The organism is Chitinophaga sp. H8, assembly GCF_040567655.1.
Taxonomy (GTDB): domain Bacteria; phylum Bacteroidota; class Bacteroidia; order Chitinophagales; family Chitinophagaceae; genus Chitinophaga; species Chitinophaga defluvii.
In genome coordinates, this window is the sequence record NZ_JBEXAC010000003.1 from 318,362 (window position 1) to 335,153 (window position 16,792).

Annotated in this window: 15 protein-coding genes; 6 read left to right on the top strand and 9 right to left on the bottom strand. The window is 45.9% G+C overall.

Annotated elements, in window-relative coordinates; all coding sequences use genetic code 11:
- Nucleotides 1–107: 107 nt before the first annotated feature.
- A complete protein-coding gene (locus tag ABR189_RS28190) occupies nucleotides 108–1,430 on the top strand; it encodes an aspartate kinase (RefSeq protein ID WP_354663867.1) in 1,323 nt (440 codons plus the stop codon).
- A gap of 94 nt (nucleotides 1,431–1,524) precedes the next feature.
- On the opposite strand, the gene ABR189_RS28195 is transcribed toward ABR189_RS28190, so the two are convergent.
- Genes ABR189_RS28195 through dinB form a run of 4 tightly spaced genes read right to left on the bottom strand, consistent with a single transcriptional unit; the run spans nucleotide 1,525 to nucleotide 6,751 of the window.
- On the bottom strand, nucleotides 1,525–2,022 hold the full coding sequence (locus ABR189_RS28195) for an RES family NAD+ phosphorylase (protein ID WP_354663868.1): 498 nt from the start codon (nucleotides 2,020–2,022) through the stop codon (nucleotides 1,525–1,527).
- A 50-nt stretch (nucleotides 2,023–2,072) separates the two neighbouring features.
- The gene (locus ABR189_RS28200) at nucleotides 2,073–2,534 is read right to left on the bottom strand and encodes an Xre family toxin-antitoxin system antitoxin (RefSeq protein WP_354663869.1); all 462 of its coding nucleotides are present in this window, start codon (nucleotides 2,532–2,534) and stop codon (nucleotides 2,073–2,075) included.
- Nucleotides 2,535–2,580: 46 nt separating this feature from the next.
- Nucleotides 2,581–5,526, bottom strand: a complete 2,946-nt coding sequence (locus ABR189_RS28205; protein WP_354663870.1) for a DNA polymerase III subunit alpha — start codon at nucleotides 5,524–5,526, stop codon at nucleotides 2,581–2,583.
- 10 nt (nucleotides 5,527–5,536) lie between these two features.
- Nucleotides 5,537–6,751, bottom strand: coding sequence for a DNA polymerase IV (dinB, locus tag ABR189_RS28210; protein ID WP_354663871.1), 1,215 nt, complete (start codon nucleotides 6,749–6,751; stop codon nucleotides 5,537–5,539).
- Nucleotides 6,752–6,999: 248 nt separating this feature from the next.
- On the opposite strand from dinB, the gene ABR189_RS28215 reads away from it, so the two are divergent.
- The gene (locus tag ABR189_RS28215; RefSeq protein ID WP_354663872.1) at nucleotides 7,000–7,668 is read left to right on the top strand and encodes an SdpI family protein; all 669 of its coding nucleotides are present in this window, start codon (nucleotides 7,000–7,002) and stop codon (nucleotides 7,666–7,668) included.
- A gap of 101 nt (nucleotides 7,669–7,769) precedes the next feature.
- On the opposite strand, the gene ABR189_RS28220 is transcribed toward ABR189_RS28215, so the two are convergent.
- The gene (locus ABR189_RS28220) at nucleotides 7,770–8,216 is read right to left on the bottom strand and encodes a hypothetical protein (protein WP_354663873.1); all 447 of its coding nucleotides are present in this window, start codon (nucleotides 8,214–8,216) and stop codon (nucleotides 7,770–7,772) included.
- Between the two features lie 111 nt (nucleotides 8,217–8,327).
- Here ABR189_RS28220 and ABR189_RS28225 point away from each other — a divergent pair, with 111 nt between their 5' ends.
- Together ABR189_RS28225 and ABR189_RS28230 are read left to right on the top strand one after the other, a co-directional pair.
- Entirely contained in the window at nucleotides 8,328–9,080 is a 753-nt protein-coding gene (locus ABR189_RS28225; protein ID WP_354663874.1) for an XRE family transcriptional regulator, read from the top strand.
- Nucleotides 9,081–9,152: 72 nt separating this feature from the next.
- Complete coding sequence (locus ABR189_RS28230; RefSeq protein ID WP_354663875.1) at nucleotides 9,153–9,548, top strand: cupin domain-containing protein; 396 nt, start codon at nucleotides 9,153–9,155, stop codon at nucleotides 9,546–9,548.
- Nucleotides 9,549–9,587: 39 nt separating this feature from the next.
- Here ABR189_RS28230 and ABR189_RS28235 read toward each other — a convergent pair whose 3' ends face one another.
- The 3 genes from ABR189_RS28235 to ABR189_RS28245 are packed head-to-tail and all read right to left on the bottom strand — an operon-like array spanning nucleotide 9,588 to nucleotide 13,660.
- Nucleotides 9,588–10,484, bottom strand: coding sequence for a histone deacetylase family protein (locus tag ABR189_RS28235; protein ID WP_354663876.1), 897 nt, complete (start codon nucleotides 10,482–10,484; stop codon nucleotides 9,588–9,590).
- A 21-nt stretch (nucleotides 10,485–10,505) separates the two neighbouring features.
- Entirely contained in the window at nucleotides 10,506–11,153 is a 648-nt protein-coding gene (pdeM, locus tag ABR189_RS28240; RefSeq protein ID WP_354663877.1) for a ligase-associated DNA damage response endonuclease PdeM, read from the bottom strand.
- A 35-nt stretch (nucleotides 11,154–11,188) separates the two neighbouring features.
- Nucleotides 11,189–13,660 carry a ligase-associated DNA damage response DEXH box helicase gene (locus tag ABR189_RS28245; RefSeq protein ID WP_354663878.1) on the bottom strand — a complete coding sequence of 824 codons (2,472 nt, stop codon included), beginning with the start codon at nucleotides 13,658–13,660 and terminating at the stop codon, nucleotides 11,189–11,191.
- 47 nt (nucleotides 13,661–13,707) lie between these two features.
- On the opposite strand from ABR189_RS28245, the gene ABR189_RS28250 reads away from it, so the two are divergent.
- On the top strand, nucleotides 13,708–15,033 hold the full coding sequence (locus ABR189_RS28250) for an NCS2 family permease (RefSeq protein WP_354663879.1): 1,326 nt from the start codon (nucleotides 13,708–13,710) through the stop codon (nucleotides 15,031–15,033).
- A 17-nt stretch (nucleotides 15,034–15,050) separates the two neighbouring features.
- On the opposite strand, the gene ABR189_RS28255 is transcribed toward ABR189_RS28250, so the two are convergent.
- Nucleotides 15,051–16,091, bottom strand: a complete 1,041-nt coding sequence (locus ABR189_RS28255; RefSeq protein ID WP_354663880.1) for a S66 peptidase family protein — start codon at nucleotides 16,089–16,091, stop codon at nucleotides 15,051–15,053.
- Between the two features lie 102 nt (nucleotides 16,092–16,193).
- On the opposite strand from ABR189_RS28255, the gene ABR189_RS28260 reads away from it, so the two are divergent.
- Entirely contained in the window at nucleotides 16,194–16,787 is a 594-nt protein-coding gene (locus ABR189_RS28260; RefSeq protein ID WP_354663881.1) for a hypothetical protein, read from the top strand.
- Nucleotides 16,788–16,792 lie beyond the last annotated feature (5 nt).

Below are 16,792 nucleotides of genomic sequence, written 5' to 3' on the forward strand. Positions count from 1 at the left end.
CAGGTAAGGGGTAATGCTTTCCGGCACTGCCTTTCATAAACATAAATCAATAGCAGGAAACGGGCATACCGCACGCTCCGGCTGCCTTAAAAACAAACAACATTCAGATGAAAGTCTTAAAATTTGGTGGAACTTCTGTAGGTAAACCAGAACGTATGCATGCCGTGGCACAACTGATTACAGCAGATGACGAGCCCAAAATTGTGGTATTATCCGCGTTGTCAGGTACTACCAACGCTTTAGTGGAGATCAACCAGTCATTGGCAGAATCAAAGAAGGAACAGGCTAAACAACAGATCGACAAGCTGGAAAAGCATTACCGTGCTTTTTGCGAAGAGCTGCTGAAACAGGACGATTCCCGCGCAAAAGCGAAGGCGATTGTAGATGAACATTTTGAATTCCTGAATATTATTCTGAAAATATCCTTTAACGAAGCGCTCAATAAGGATATCCTGGCACAGGGAGAGCTGCTGTCTACCAAATTATTCTGCGTATATGTGGCAGAGAGCGGAATAGACGCCGTATTGCTGCCTGCACTGGATTTTATGAGCATTGACGAGTTTGAAGATCCAGAAATACCTAAAATTAAGATCAAGCTCAGCAACCTGATCGAAAAGCACAAAGGACAAAAAGTATTCGTTACCCAGGGATATATTTGCCGTAATGCAAAAGGAGAAGTAGATAACCTGAAGCGTGGTGGCAGTGATTACTCCGCTTCCCTGATCGGTGCTGCTATTCAGGCCAGCGAAATCCAGATCTGGACGGATATCGATGGCATGCACAATAATGATCCCCGTATCGTAAAGAAAACATTCCCGATAGAACAGTTGTCGTTTGATGAAGCTGCCGAGCTGGCCTATTTTGGCGCCAAAATATTACACCCTGCTTCTATCTGGCCTGCCCAGCACTTTAACATTCCGGTGAAATTGCTGAATACCATGCAGCCGGAAGCCAAAGGTACCCTGATCACAGAACTGCCTAATGGCAACGGGGTAAAGGCAGTTGCTGCAAAAGACGGCATTATTGCTATCAAAATTAAATCCAGCCGCATGCTGCTGGCATACGGTTTCCTGCGTAAGATTTTCGAAGTATTTGAAAAATACCGTACCCCTATCGATATGATCACCACTTCTGAAGTGGCCGTATCATTGACTATCGATAATACCCAGCACCTGGATCAGATATTGAAAGAATTACAGCCATTTGGTTCTGTAGAGCTGGATCATCATCAAACGATTGTTTCCATTGTTGGAAATGAAGTAGCAGCTACACCTGCTATTCTGAAGAAATTGTTTGATGCCCTTACAGAAGTGCCATTGCGCATGATCTCTTATGGTGGCAGCCGGCATAATATTTCTATCCTGGTAGGGGGGCAATACAAAGATAAAACCCTGCAATTGCTGAATGGCGGATTGTTTGGATTGGAATAGCAGTATAACAGACAGAAAAGCATAAAAGCGCAAAGCTGATGACGATATCGTTATCAGCTTTGCGCTTTTATGTAGCTATGTGTCATACTTAGTTTTAGTCTTTGGGCCTTTCGGGGTTTTTCAGTTTTCCGCCCCTATCCTGCAGCCGCTGATCAAAGTAAAAAGGCTGGGAATGTGTAATAACAATACGGGCCGCATCAGGATGGAGTGGATTGATCAGGTAGTTAAATTCTTCTGCAATTACCACGGAGGGTATTTTGAGCACAGCCTGTGCAGCGGAAGTAATCCATTCATCACCTACCTGCTGTAAAGCAGGAAAAGGAGCGAGCGACTGCCATCCGGAAGGGAGTTCTTTGCGCAGCATGGTTTTAATGTGGATATCATCCGGAATATGAATCGTAGCGATACAAAAATCCAGTACAATATTTTTCAGCGGAATATGCACGAGTACTTCCAGTGCTGATAAGGCGCGGCTACCGGCAGTGTATACAATAGCATGTCCGGGGCTGTTCCACCTGCCGCCATATAAGCGGGCACCGGTGCCATTCATATCGGTTATATAAGCACATTTGCTGATCCGGTATACTTCCATAAGATATTGTGTAGTGGGGGCAAAAAAGACCCTTATGCGGGTAAGCCCGTTTAGGCAAACAAGCCATGTTCTATACGGCCCAGTTCGTCTTGAATGAGTTGAAAACCAAACGTAGTGTCCAGCAGGGAAATAGGGTGTTGGTAATTAAATGCAGGGAGTGGTGTGCGCATCCATTCCTTGAAGTTTTCAAGGTCGCCGAATACTTCCGTACCCCGTTGGTATAATTGTGATAATAGTATAGCTCTTTCTGACGTGTCTGCAGAGAGTTTGGCATCGTCTGCATAGCGTTGAAGGGTTCTTTCAGAAATATGCAGCACGTGTGCTATTTCTGATAAAGTAAAGGATAGCTGACGGGAAAGGTTCAGCAGCGCCTTTTTGATAATGCCACTTCTGGATAACTGAATAAATTCAAAATACCCGCTCCCTGCCACGTAGGCGGCAGTGGGTGGCTCACTTACAATGAGCAGTGTCTGCTCTTGTTCCTGGTACCTGTTGCTTTTTGAATGTTTCATATAATGCGACATTTGTCACAAAGATACAACATTTTGTCTTGTCTTCCTATTCCTTTTCCAGATACCCGATTTTTCGCATGTAATTGATTTCCATAGATAATACCCCATATTCTGATATTACTTTGCCCTGTAATACATAAAAACCACCTTTTTGAACCGGGTATTGCCGGAGGCTATCGGGAAAGTGCACCGTATCGATGAATTGTCCTTCCCGGTCGAGGAAAGTACCAAAGCACATCGGTTCTCCTTTGGAGGTACGTACATATTTGGTACATACCAGGTAGCCCAGCGCCTGTATGCTGTGCCCTATATACTGTGCAAAATTTTTTAGCAGGATAAAGGGACTTTGGTCCAGTTGCAGTATTTCAAAAGGGGAGGAGAGGGAAAAGCCGAGGAGTGCTATTTCATCAAATGCATTTTCGTGGGCATGGTATGCCAGGGTGGGGAGTTGTCCGGTAGTGACCGGCTCCCGGAAAAGGGAGACGGTATTCGTATGTTTTTTATCATTGTTTCTTATCAGCAGGCTACTTTCCCAGAGCAATTCTTTTTTCGTATGTCCGGTAAAGTTAAAACATCCGATCCGGATCAGTATTTCCAGTTGTTCCGGAGCAGGTGCTATTCTGCTGATAAAATCTTCCAGGTGCAGAAAGGGGCCGTATATATTCCGGTTTTCCAGCAGTTGCTCTGCCAGTAGTTGTTCCAGTCCATCAATATGAATAAATCCCGTATATACATCATTGCCGCAGAGTTGTGTTTCATATATACTGTTATTCACACAGGGAGGATGAATATTAACGCCTGTTTTCTGTAATTCTCTGAAATAAAGTTCCCGGTTATAAAAGCCGCCAAAGTTATTGATCACTGCCACCATAAATTCTGCGGGGAAGTAGGTTTTTAAGAAGAGGCTTTGATAGCTTTCTACAGCAAAGCTGGCGGAATGTGCTTTGGAAAAGGAGAAGTTAGCGAAGCTGGATATTTGGCGCCATACTTCTTCGGCTATATGTCTGGGGCGTTTAAGCGCGTCGCAGTTATCAAAAAACTGGTCCTGTATTTTCCGGAAGTTATCCTGGCCCCGGTATTTGCCGGACATAGCGCGGCGGAGGGTATCTGCATCTGCCAGTTCGAGGTTGGCAAACCGGTGGGCCACCTTAATCACATCTTCCTGGTATACCATGATACCGAAGGTTTCATGTAATAGCTCCCTGATAATGGGATGGAGGTATACTACCTGGTCGGGGTGGCGGAAGTTGTGGATATATTGCCGCATCATACCGGATTGTGCCACACCCGGACGTATAATAGAGCTGGCAGCTACGAGGGTCAGGTAGTCTTCGCATTCCAGTTTTTTCAGCAGTTGGCGCATGGCAGGAGATTCAATGTAAAAGCAGCCGATGGTGTTCACGGTTTTCAGCTGTTGCTGTACATTTTTATCCACCATGAAAGATTTTACATCATGAATGTCGATGTGTACGCCTTTGTTTTCTTTGATGATATTGATGGTATCCCGGATATGGCCCAGCCCGCGTTGGCTCAGAATATCAAATTTAAACAGGCCGATAGCTTCTGCCTGGTGCATGTCCAGTTGTGCCGTATTAAATCCCTTGGGCGGCAGGTGGGTAGTACAATACTGATGGATAGGTGCTTCACTGATCAGGATACCACCGGCATGGATACTGAGGTGGTTGGGGAATGATTTTTCAACAGCCATCAGTTTTACATATTTCAGGATCTTTTCCTGGATGCTGTCTTTGTCCAGGCGGATATCAAAACTGTTTTCCAGTATTTTATCTATCTCATTTTTAGGAAGGCCATATACTTTACCCAGTTCACGTATCATGGCATTGGTCTGGAAGGTGGCTACCGTACCCAGCAATGCGGTATGTTCTTCTTTGTAAGTATCAAATACATATTTGATCACTTCGTCCCGGTCGCGCCAGGAAAAGTCAATATCAAAATCCGGTGGGGAGCTGCGGTGTGGATTTAAGAAACGTTCAAAGTAGAGGTCCAGTGCTATGGGATCCACATCCGTTATTTTGAGACAGTAGGCCACCACTGAATTAGCGCCGCTGCCTCTGCCTACATAAAAAAAGTCACGGTGCCGGGCATACCGGATAATATCCCAGGTGATAAGGAAGTAGGATTCAAATTGCAGTTGGTTGATGATCTGCAATTCTTTTTCAACCCGGTTGCGGGCTTCCTGGTTGTTGGTACCATAGCGGTATTCCAGGCCTTCGAGTGCCAGTTGGCGTAGCAGCTTATGATCGGTGACTGCATCTTTTTTGTAGTATTTCCTGTTATGCGAAATGGTGAAGTCGAAATGTATTTCGCAGGCTTCCATTACCCTCAGGGTATTGCGCACGATATGCGGATAAGCGGCGTAATGATGAAGCAGGGTAGCCGGCGGAATGAACTGTTCATCTGCTGCAGCCACGGTATCGGGTTGCAGTTGGCTGATCAGGATGTTCTGGTCTACTGCCCGCAGTAAACAATGTAAAACGTAGTGATCCCGGTTCTGGAAAGTAACGGGTTGGAGGATCACCAGTTTGTCTTTATACGCTATGGTATTTATCCGGAATAGTTTATTTATTTCCCCCGGCTTTACGCCCATTAGTTCATGAGGAGCCAATTGTGATAAGGGGCGGCTGTTCCAGGCATAAATCACGAATGTATGTGGCAGAAAGGGCGCCTGATCAGGGTATGGCGCAGTACTATGCAGATGCGAAGAAACGAAGCGGTTGATGTGCAGCCAGCCTTCCATGTTCTGTGCCAGCAGGATATATTTAAAAGTATGTTCGTTCCTGCATTCCACGCCAATGATAGGTTTGATATCCTGGGCATGGCATTCCTGTACAAATTCCCAGGTATCGGCAGTGATGTTGATATTGGTGAGTGCAAGGGAGGAGATGCTCAGTTTTTTGGCAGTTGCTACCAGTGCTTTGGCATTGATGGTACCATAGCGGAGGCTGAAAAATGTTTTACAGTTAAGATACATGGCAATGGCTTCAGAACTTTTTATAATAAGGACGCAGTGGAGTGGGGCCTGCCAGTTTCTTTTTTTCCGGGGAGAGTACGTTTGTGCCTTTCATGAGGTATTGCCATCCGAACCTGTTTTTGATATGATCAATAGCCTGGTATAATGCAATCATTTCCTGGGTATCGTCAAACAGGCTGATCTGGTAATTACCTTGTACCATATGGCTGAAGCGAACGCCTATCAGGCGAATTAACAGGCGGCGGTCGTATAGTTTTTTAAACAGTTCCTTTACTTTTTCGAGCAGCAGGTGATCGCAGCAGGTATAGGGAATGCTCATTTGTTTGGTAACGGTTTCAAAGTCGGAATAGCGGATTTTGATGGTCACGCATCCGGTGAGTTTATTTTGCTGCCGGAGTTCGAAGGCAATTTTTTCGGTCATCCTGACCAGCTCTGCATTAATGAATTGCATATCGATGGTATCGGCAGCAAAAGTGCTCTCTGTGGAAATAGATTTTTGTTCATGGTAGGGGATGACAGGCGTATCATCTATTCCATTCGCTTTATTCCAGAGGGAGATGCCATTTTTGCCCAGCCATGCTTCCAGGAGGGCAACGGGTATTTCGCTCAGGGTTTTTACATTTTCCACACCGCGTTGTCTGAGTTGTGCACCGGTTTCTTTGCCTACCATGGGTAATTTTTCGATGGGCATGGGCGCCAGGAAGATCTTTTCGTTGCCAAAGGGGATTTGCAGTTGTCCGTTGGGTTTAACCTCGTTGGTAGCAACTTTGGAGATCATTTTATTGGAAGCCAGGCCAAAGGAGATGGGGAGGCCGGTTTCTTTAATAATGAGCTGGCGCAGTTCGGCGGTCCACTTCATGGTACCGAAGTACTTATCCATGCCGCTGAGGTCAAGGTAAAACTCGTCAATAGATGATTTTTCATATAAAGGAGCCTGCCGGGCGATGATATCGGTTACATCTTTAGAAAACTGGCTGTATTTTTCCATGTCACCATTGCGTACCAGGGCATGGGGGCATAGTTTAAGTGCTGTTTTCATGGGCATGGCAGAGTGGATGCCGTATTGTCTGGCTTCATAGCTGCAGGCCGCTACCACGGCGCGGTCGCTGCGGCCACCTACCAGCAGGGGTTTTCCTTTCAGGCTGCTGTCACTCAGGCACTCTACCGACACAAAAAAACAATCCAGGTCAAAATGTGCAATTGAACGCTGCTGTAAAGAAATCATAAAAACAGTTTTTATGAAGAAACGGTGCAGCCGCTGTTAGTTGGCATTTGAAGCGGGGCTGCCTCCAAAGATACTAATAAATTTAGTGAATACTAAAAATATTAGTATTTTACAACAATGGGATTTTACCATCAGCCGGTATTTTCCTAACTTTAACCCAACATATTGGGCATGAAGTATGTAGTAAGATAAGAGGTGGACATGAAGGATCAGGAAATAGTGTAATTCACCAATAAAACTATTTTTCCATGAAACAGCCGGATTATCCAAAAGAACTGCTATTGTTGGCCTTATTGCTTGCGCCCATGGTTTACCTGGGCATTATCTGGAATACGTTGCCCACTATTATCCCTACTAATTTTAATGTAGAAGGCACCCCGGACCGGGTAGGCGGTAAAAGTGAGGTATTACTGCTCATGATTTTCCTGTTTTTTACCAATGCGTTGCTGTATTTTTTGTTCCGGTATATTCCTAAAACTGAAGGGGAACCGGGACCGGAGGCAGCTATTCATCAAAGTGAGTATTACCGTATCCGTTTTATGATCCATATTTATCTGTCTTTATTTACCGGAGGCATCATTTTTATGCTTAGCCAGGGGAGAGAGATCATAATGGAACGCTGGGCATTTATTGGCGTAGGGATATTGATTGCGGTAATTGGGCTTTATCTGAAAAAGCTGCAACCCAATAATTATGTAGGGGTACGTACGCCCTGGACTTTGCAAAGCCCTGCTATCTGGAAAGAAACACACCGTATGGCTGGTACGCTTTGGTTATGTACCGGGATTGTTATTATTCTGGCATCTTTTTTCCTGCCATTGGTAACCGGGGTATTTGTGCTCATTTTTGTGGCATTTATACTCGCCGCACTCCCCTATATATATTCATTCCGGTTATACAATACAGATAAAGGTTAACATAAAAAGAGTTCCGGTGTTTTGCCGGAACTCTTTTTATATAAACGGTGTTTTAGTGGAAGCGGTATTATGCGCCACTATAAACGATTATGATGATCAGATCAGAACCAACCTTTGCCTAATGCTTCATAGAAAGGCCAGGGGATTTGTTTTATCAGGATCAGCATTACGATGCCGTAAAATATCAGGGCATATTTGTGTTTCTGGGCGTCGGTGGCCGCTTTCTTCACTTTGGAGTAGCCAATGTGTACCAGGGCCAGGGCGATAATAGCCATTACTTCATGCTCTACCGTAAAAAAGCGTACTACCGGGTTTTTCATAGCAGCACCCATATCCTGTAGTCCTGTTTGTGCCAGGGGACTAAAAAAGAAGAATACCAATAAACCCACTACTAACTGGATATCGAAGAATATCATAAAGAACATCCCAGCTTTCTTATCTGTTGCGGTAAAAGGAGTTTTGCCGCTAACACCTTTGATTGCACGAATTACGGCCCATATTCCAGCCAATACTATAGCCCATCTTAAAAGGGAGTGAACATGTAACATATTTGAGTTGGATTTGTTAACGGCAAAAATAAGCTAAGAAGTGGGAATATATTTGGTAAATCAGAAAATTATTTGCTAATTTTGTTAGTAATGTACTAAATAATTTAGGTTATGTCTGTTGTATGCCAAAATTTAAAGTTTCTGCGTAAGCAAAAAGGCTGGACCCAGCAGGAGTTTGCTGATAAACTGGGGATCAAACGTTCTTTATTGGGTGCTTATGAAGAAGAGCGGGCTGAACCGCGCACAGAAGTACTGGAACTGGTAAGTGACATGTTCCGGGTATCCATTGATGATCTGTTGCGCCGGGATGTAGGCTCGCAGAAAGAAAGTTTTCTTGAAAAACGACGGCAACAGAAGTTGGGTACCAACCGGCAACAGATAGAATTTGTTCCGGTAAAAGCAGCAGCAGGGTACCTGGCTGGTTATAACGATGATGAATTTATTGAAGAGTTAAACACTTTTACGCTTCCCATGCTGGGGGCCGGTAATTACCGTGCTTTTGAAATTGCGGGGGATTCCATGCTGCCTGTATCTTCCGGTTCCGTTATTGTATGCCATAAGGTAGACGGATGGGAGGATATCAAGAATAATGAAACCTATGTGGTAGTGACCACCCGTGAAGGGATTGTATATAAAAGGGTGTTGAAGAGCAACCGCAGCAAGGTAAAAGTGACCCTTATGTCTGATAACCCCCAGTTTGAACCTTATGCCGTAGGGATGGATGAAATCCTGGAACTGTGGCAAACAGATGCGATCATTAATAAAGTAGGACAACAAAGCAGAATGAGTGTTAACCACCTGGCCGATATGGTCAGCCACCTGCAGGAACAGGTAAGCATGCTCAAGAAGAAGATCAAGAATTAAGGAGGGATAACAGTTTACTTTTACGCCACTGGTTGGTTTTGTAGTTTAAAAGGCATAAATTAATTGTAAGTTATGTTGACCCTGCCTGGTGATAAGATCGGGCAGGCCAGGGGGATGGATCACTGTAAACCGCCAGTCAAAATGAACTTTCATATTTCTTTTGCCGAAGCATTCCGGCAGCTACAGAAAAGCGAGGATGATTTTGCTGTTCTCATTGAAAATGGATCTATGCGGGGAATTATATTCGGTCCCGATGAGATAGATGATCAGCAACCGCATATGCAGGATGAAATATATATTGTAATGCGGGGTACCAGTGAATTTAATCTCCAGAACAAAGTAGTGAAAACAGGCCCCGGTGATTTCCTCTTCGTCCCCGCCGGTGCAGAACACCGCTTCTTCAATTTTACCAGTGATTTATTATTATGGGTGATTTTCTACGGACCTGAAGGCGGGGAACGTGCCTGATCCTTGCAGTGCCCAGACCCTGTCAGTGTGCAGCGCTTGTCAGAAAATAGCCGCGGCTGCTTTAAAAGTATGACAGTGTGCATTCACAATATCCCTGATATGTGGCGAGTAACCTCCTCCCATCGCCACGGCACAGGGAATACGATGCTGTTTTAAGGTACGGAATACCAGCTCATCTCTTTCCCTGCACCCATCCGGTGTTACTTTTAACTTCCCGTATTTATCCGTTTCCAGGATATCCACTCCCGATAGATAAAAAACAATATCCGGCTTTACCCGGGCTATTAATAAGGGTAAGGCATCCTTTAGCAACTGCAGGTAAGTAAGGGTATCCATACCATCCTGTAGTGGAATATCCCAGTCGGACACTTCTTTGTGAAAAGGATAGTTATGCGCACCATGCATACTGAAGGTAAATACCTGTGGATTATTGTTGAATATGGCAGCAGTGCCATTACCCTGATGCACGTCCAGGTCGATGATCAGTATTTGTCGTACCAGTTGTTGGTAGAGCAGGTAATTGGCCGCAACAGCAAAATCATTTAGCAGGCAAAATCCTTCTCCCCGGTCTGCAAAAGCGTGATGGGTACCACCAGCTACATTTAAAGCGATGCCATGTTCCAGTGCGTGTAAGGCGCAATCTATGGTACCCTGGCAAATCACTATCTCCCGCTGGGTAAGTGCAGGAGATTGTGGAAAACCGATGCGCCGTTGTTCCCTTTCCGGCAGGGTTTGTTCCTTTAGCTGTTGCCAGTAGCCGGAGGTATGTGTTAGTAAGATCACCTCCGCAGGCAGTGGCGTCGGAGAAAAAATATGATCCTGTGTGATCACCCCTTCCCGTAATAGTTGCGCGGGGATCAGTTCGTATTTGATCATGGGAAAACGATGTCCTTCCGGTAAGGGGTGTGCGTATATTTCGTGGTAGGCAATGCGCATGGTTTTATTCTTTTATCATCATCACTGTATCTGTACAATACTTTTATTGGCAATAACAAATACGTTTTCATGGGCAGCGGGCGCCAGCATGGCCAGACCGGTAAAATGCCCGAAGGCCGGGAGGATGCCGCAGTGGCGGCCAAAATAAAAACAGGGTAGGCGCAGCCGTTGTTTGCCCACGCCAGGGAGGGTTACTCCCGGATGTATATGTCCGGAGAACGTATAATTGTGCCCGTTATCTTCTTCGCAAGGTTCATGCAGGAAGTGAATATTCCGGATAGTAAGCTGCTCATGCACCGTTACCTGTAAGGTATCGTATACGGCAGCAGGCATAATATCATGATTGCCTTTTACCAGTTCAAAACGGATATGTGCAAACTGCTGCCGCCAGATGCGGAAGTATTGTACATCATTGTTTTCGTTGCTGTGAAACATATCGCCCACAATAATGATTTGTGTGGGGTGATATTTTGTAATCAGGCGTTGCAGCCGGAACAGGTCTTCCTGTACAATACCGGCCGGTACTGCAATACCGGCTTTTCTGAAATGCGCTGCCTTGCCCAGGTGGAGGTCCGACAGGATCAATGCTTTTTCCTCTTCCCAGAATATAGCCTTACCGGCAGAGAGCCGCCAATGTTGTTGTTGAAAATAAAATACCTGTTCTTCCAAGCCTTGTTATATCGTTTATGTGGTGAGCAATGTAGTTATGCCTTTTCCAGCTGTACCTGCAGTTTTCTTACCCGGTCTTCCAGTTTTTCGCTGGTCAGATTTTCCCGCATACTGTCTACCTTGATCGGGAAGCAGAAAGGGGTAAGCTGTGTTGGAAAGGTAATGACAATATTACCATTGTATATGCGTTCCATCGTTTCCCGCAAGCGGGCTTCTTCCATCTGATAAAAGAATGCCTCGTTAAAAGCCTGTCGCAGTAAAAGGTTATGGGTATCATAATCCTTAAATACATTAAAGAGGAGGGAAGCCGAAGATTGCAGATGCCGGGCTGCTTTATTTTTTCCGGGGTATCCCTGGAAGATAAGTCCGGCAATTACGGCAATGTCCCGGAATTTACGCCTGGCCATTTCAGTAGCGTTAACGCTGGTTTGCAGTTCCGTATTCAGGTTGTCCAGCGTAAAGAGTTGTTTTACATTTTCATTGGTAACAGGAATGGGCTGATCTGAAAGGAGTTCAAAACCATAATCATTCATGGCCATTGAGAAGGTAATAGGCTGGATAAGGCTGATACGGTAGGCCAGCAAGGCAGCCATCACTTCATGTACCAGGCGGCCTTCAAACGGGTATACAAAAAGATGGTACCCATCTTTGGTATGGATTTGTTCAATGAGCAGTTCATCTGCTTTGGGAATATGTGACAGTTGTTCCTGTAAGGTGAACAGTGGTTGCAGGGCTATCAGTTCCGGGTCTTTGGATTTACGGGAAATCGCTTCATTGAATTTGCGGCGCAGCATCATCCCCAGGTTGGCAGAAAGGGGCATGCGGCCGCCCTGCCAGCTGGGAACAATTGTTTTCTTCGCATTTGATTTGCGCACCAGTACGGTCATGTCTTTGATCATCACAAATTCCAGGTTACGGCCACCCAGGCTAAAGGTATCACCGGCTTGCAACCTGGCAATAAATCCTTCTTCTATCATGCCGATGTATCCACCTGTCATGAATTTTACTTTCAGCATGGCGTCGCTTACAATGGTACCAATATGCAGCCGATGGCGGAGTGCCAGCATACGGCTATGGCAGGCATAAAAGTTACCTGTACGGTCCAGCTTTTTGAATTCATCGTAACTATACAGTGCATCTCCGCCGGTAGTTAAAAAGGAGAGTAGCCACTGCCATTCGTCCGGCGTAATATGCTGATAGCAGAAAGTACCTGTTATTTCTTCCCATATTTCTTCCGCATCAAAGCCATCAGAAACACCCAGTGTCATCAGGTATTGGAGCAGCACGTCATATGCCAGGAGTACCGGCATGCGGCTTTCGATCAGGTTTTCTTTCATGGCTGCTTTGAGAGCAGCCGCTTCTACCAGTTCGAGAGAGTGGGTGGGCAGGAAGTATATTTTACTCACGGCATCCGGCTGGTGACCGCTACGTCCGGCCCTTTGTAAAAAGCGGGCTACTCCTTTGGGGCTGCCCACCTGGATTACGGTATCTACCGGCCTGAAATCGACGCCCAGATCTAAACTGGCTGTACATACCACCGCCTTCAATACACCCGCGTGAAGGGCCTCTTCTACCCAGATACGGAGCTCCATATCAATAGATCCATGATGTAAGGCAATAGCCCCTGCCAGTTCAGGGCATTCCCGCAAAAGTCCCTGGTACCATATTTCGCATTGGGAGCGGGTATTGGTAAAGATCAGGGTGGTTTTGCTATTCAGGATGATGGGAATAGCCCGGTGTATCAGTTTGATACCCAGGTGTCCGGCCCAGGGAAATTTTTCTATTTCTTCGGGCAGTACACTTTCCAGGTCTATCTTTTTGGTCAGCTTTGCCTTGATGATGGTGGTATTGGTGTGGGTAGAGCCCATTAATACGTCCAGTGCTTCTTCGAGGTTACCAATTGTGGCAGAAATACCCCATATTTTCAAGGGAGGGCGATTGGATTTCAGGGTCAGTCCCTTTAAGCGGCTGAGGCCTAGTTCTACCATTACCCCGCGTTTGCTGCCTATCAATTCATGCCATTCGTCTACTACTACGGTATGTAAGTGGGTAAATACGGTAGCATAACCTTTCTGCGCCATGAGCAGGTGCAGGCTTTCCGGGGTGATGATCAGCACTTCCGGCATTTGTTTCTTTTGTTGCTGACGGGTAGCGACAGGAGTATCACCGCTGCGGATCCCTACTTTCCAGGGAACGTTCAGCTCCTGCAATGCTTCTTCCATTGCCCTGCCCAGGTCTTTGGCCAATGCCCTGAGCGGGGTGACCCATAGCAGCTGTAATCCGTTTTGTGTTTTATGCGGGTAGTTGTCCGGATATTTATTGATCCAGTCAATAACGGCAGCAAGAAAAAGGGAGAACGTTTTACCATAGCCGGTAGGTGCATTCACCAGGCCGGATTTACCTTGTAAATATTGCGTCCAGGCTTCTTGCTGAAAAGCAAAAGGTTGTAGTTCTTTGCCTGCCAGCCAATCAGTAATCACTTGCCATCCGGGCGGAGTTTTTTTCATCACAGATTGAAATTAGGACAAAAACAGATATCACCTATTTTTGTGCCATGTTATCCACATTTTTCCGCTTATCCGAACATCAGACTACCGTAAAAAAAGAGATCCTGGCAGGGCTTACCACCTTTTCTACCATGGCTTATATCCTGGCGGTAAATCCTTCTATTTTGTCTGCTACCGGGATGGATTTTAATGCGCTGATTACAGCTACCGCACTGGCCGCAGCGATAGGTACGCTGGTGATGGCATTGTATGCCCGTCTGCCTATTGGAGTGGCTCCCGGTATGGGACTGAACGCTTTTTTTGCCTATACCATTGTGGCGGGAATGGGGTACAGCTGGCAATTTGCGCTGACAGCCGTTTTCCTGGAAGGGGTCATCTTCATTTTTTTATCCATGTTCCGCATACGGGAAGCTATTATCAACAGTATCCCGGAAAATCTGAAACATGCGATATCAGTGGGTATTGGCCTACTGATTGCTTTGATCGGGATGGCCAATGCGGGAATTATTGAAACAGGGATGCGGCCGGTAGGTGATGGCAAACTGGATGGGGTGATCCTGAAAATCGGGGATGTTACCAGTACGGGACCATTGATTGCATTGGTAGGGCTACTTGTGAGTGCCGTACTGATGTACCGCAAGGTAAATGCCGCATTGCTGATCGGGATCCTGGCAGCAACGGTAGCAGGTATTCCCCTGGGTATTACGCACTGGCCGGCAAACGGGCATCTGGTGAGTATGCCGCCCTCTTTGGCGCCTATCGCACTTAAACTACAGTTTGGCGAAATCTTTTCCATGAAAATGGTGGTGATATTGTTTACCCTGCTGATGGTAAACCTGTTTGATACGGTAGGTACTTTAATCGGATTGTGCAATAAAGCGGGATTATTGGATAGCAACGGACGCCTGCCCCGCGCCAAGCAAGCCCTGATGGCAGATGCAGTGGGCACTACTGCCGCCGGACTCCTGGGTACCAGTGTAGTGACGGCCTATGTGGAAAGTGCGAGTGGTATTGCCGCAGGTGGCAGAACCGGATTGACAGCGCTTACAGTGGCCGGCATGTTTTTACTGGCCCTGTTTTTTGCACCGCTGTTTGCCATGATTCCGCAGGCAGCTACTGCTCCTGCACTGATCATTGTGGGGATGCTGATGATGGGGGCGGTGACAAAAATTGATTTTAATGATATTACGGAAGCAATCCCCGCATTTCTCGCTATTGTATTAATGCCTTATTCTTACAGCATTGCAGAGGGTATTGTGTTTGGAATGCTGTCTTACGTGTTGCTGAAAGTACTAACAGGGCAATACCGTGCCATCAGCCCCGTGATGTATATCCTGTCCGTATTGTTTATCGTTAGTTTCCTGGTAAAATAGCTAGCATGTGATGTAGCCTAAGCGCTCCATTCCTTTAATTGCACTTTATCTTTTTGCACGGTAAGCTGATGAAGCGCACTGCATTTCAGCGCGTAGTTATTTTTCTGATGCCCTACCGGAAAATTAAATGCGATGGGGAAGCTGGTATCCTTTACTTTTTCCCGTACGATATCATAAATGGATCTGCCAAATTCTTCACCGGGATCATCGGGTTTAATGCGGTTAAAACCGCCGATGATCAACCCTGCCAGGTTATCGAGCTTATGTGCCCGCTGCAGGCTGCCCATCATCCGGTCAAGACTATAGAGATATTCTCCCACCTCTTCCAGGAACAGTATTTTGCCGTTGGTATTTATTTCTGAATGGGTACCCAGCATACTTTGAATGATAGATAAGTTGCCGCCAATCAGTTCTCCTTTGGCGATGCCGGTACGGTTGTTGGCATCGGGCGTGGCACTATACTGCAATTTTTTACCGGTAAGCGCCTGATAGATGGACATGATCGTATCTTGTACAATGGGCTCTGCAGACTGGAAGTCGTCCGGAAAACTATTACACATTTTTGAGTGGATAGACGGGATGCCAAAGTGCCGGTTGATATGGCAATGTAATACCGTTACATCACTGAATCCTATTACCCATTTAGGCTGTTTCCGAAATTTGGTGAAGTCTACTTTGTCGATGATACGAGCTGCACCATATCCTCCGCGGCCACACATAATGGCTTTGATATCATTGTCATTCAGCATAGCCTGCAGGTCCTGCAACCTTTCTGCATCTGTGCCACCAAAGGTATAATCTCTGGCGCCTACTGTTTTACCAATACGGATATTGAATCCCCAGCTTTGCATAATGCGTACAGCGGGCTGTATTTCCTCCCTGGTGATATACCCTGCGGGGCAGGTAATGCCGATAATATCCCCCGGCTTTAAATAGGGTGGGGTGATGGGTTGTCTTTCTTTTTCTGCGGTATTAACAACGATGTTGGGCACATGGGCCATCGCGGGTATGCCAATACCTGCTGTTAATAAGGAGGACAAAAAATGCTTACGGTTCATAAGCTTAATGTAATAATTATTTGGCAAATGGCGGGCTGCGGTCATGGGAGATATGGTAGTGATGGCCTGCTTTTTGTTGTCCCTTCTATAAAAACCTTGTTTATGCGATCCTTATTTTATCAGCTTACCATAGGTATATTGTTATGCTGGCAGCTACCGGCATTACAGGCACAAAGCGCATGGCGTATAGAACCGGGGAAATATATCGGCAAAACTTTATTGGGAGATACACCGGATAAAATAAGTGCCCGCCTGGGTAATGCGGATGGAGGCGATGCTGCTATGGGCAAAGCGTGGAGCCTGTGGTACAGTCGTCATAAAGATAATACGATTGATTCCAGCCGGTTATTAGCCATTTATTTTACCAGGGATGAAAAAGACCGGATGCAAGCCAGGGAAATCAGGATCAATACACCTGCTTTTAAAACATTGGCTGGTATTAAAGTGGGTAGCCCGCTGGTAAATATCAAACGGGCTTTTCCCTACGTAAAGAAGGCTGCCGTATACGAAGATGCGGTTACCGGAAAACGTATTGAACTGTATGATGAGGTAAGACGTGGCATTACGTTTGAACTAACCCAACAAAAAACCGGCTCTCCGGTATGTACCGCTATTACCGTGCATGAAAGCGGTAAAGGAATAGTGGACCAGTACATGGCTTTTCCTGCTTATGAGAACTTTAAAAAGATAGAATAGTTCGT

What these genes read in the sequence shown, in the direction of transcription:
- ABR189_RS28190 (WP_354663867.1), top strand. Translation starts at nt 108, where the DNA reads ATGAAAGTCTTAAAATTTGGTGGAACTTCTGTAGGTAAACCAGAACGT.
- ABR189_RS28230 (WP_354663875.1), top strand. Translation starts at nt 9,153, where the DNA reads ATGTTGACCCTGCCTGGTGATAAGATCGGGCAGGCCAGGGGGATGGAT.
- ABR189_RS28245 (WP_354663878.1), bottom strand. Translation starts at nt 13,660, where the DNA reads ATGAAAAAAACTCCGCCCGGATGGCAAGTGATTACTGATTGGCTGGCA.
- dinB (WP_354663871.1), bottom strand. Translation starts at nt 6,751, where the DNA reads ATGATTTCTTTACAGCAGCGTTCAATTGCACATTTTGACCTGGATTGT.
- ABR189_RS28195 (WP_354663868.1), bottom strand. Translation starts at nt 2,022, where the DNA reads ATGGAAGTATACCGGATCAGCAAATGTGCTTATATAACCGATATGAAT.
- ABR189_RS28250 (WP_354663879.1), top strand. Translation starts at nt 13,708, where the DNA reads ATGTTATCCACATTTTTCCGCTTATCCGAACATCAGACTACCGTAAAA.
- ABR189_RS28215 (WP_354663872.1), top strand. Translation starts at nt 7,000, where the DNA reads ATGAAACAGCCGGATTATCCAAAAGAACTGCTATTGTTGGCCTTATTG.
- ABR189_RS28260 (WP_354663881.1), top strand. Translation starts at nt 16,194, where the DNA reads ATGCGATCCTTATTTTATCAGCTTACCATAGGTATATTGTTATGCTGG.
- ABR189_RS28225 (WP_354663874.1), top strand. Translation starts at nt 8,328, where the DNA reads ATGTCTGTTGTATGCCAAAATTTAAAGTTTCTGCGTAAGCAAAAAGGC.
- ABR189_RS28235 (WP_354663876.1), bottom strand. Translation starts at nt 10,484, where the DNA reads ATGCGCATTGCCTACCACGAAATATACGCACACCCCTTACCGGAAGGA.
- ABR189_RS28200 (WP_354663869.1), bottom strand. Translation starts at nt 2,534, where the DNA reads ATGAAACATTCAAAAAGCAACAGGTACCAGGAACAAGAGCAGACACTG.
- ABR189_RS28255 (WP_354663880.1), bottom strand. Translation starts at nt 16,091, where the DNA reads ATGAACCGTAAGCATTTTTTGTCCTCCTTATTAACAGCAGGTATTGGC.
- ABR189_RS28205 (WP_354663870.1), bottom strand. Translation starts at nt 5,526, where the DNA reads ATGTATCTTAACTGTAAAACATTTTTCAGCCTCCGCTATGGTACCATC.
- ABR189_RS28220 (WP_354663873.1), bottom strand. Translation starts at nt 8,216, where the DNA reads ATGTTACATGTTCACTCCCTTTTAAGATGGGCTATAGTATTGGCTGGA.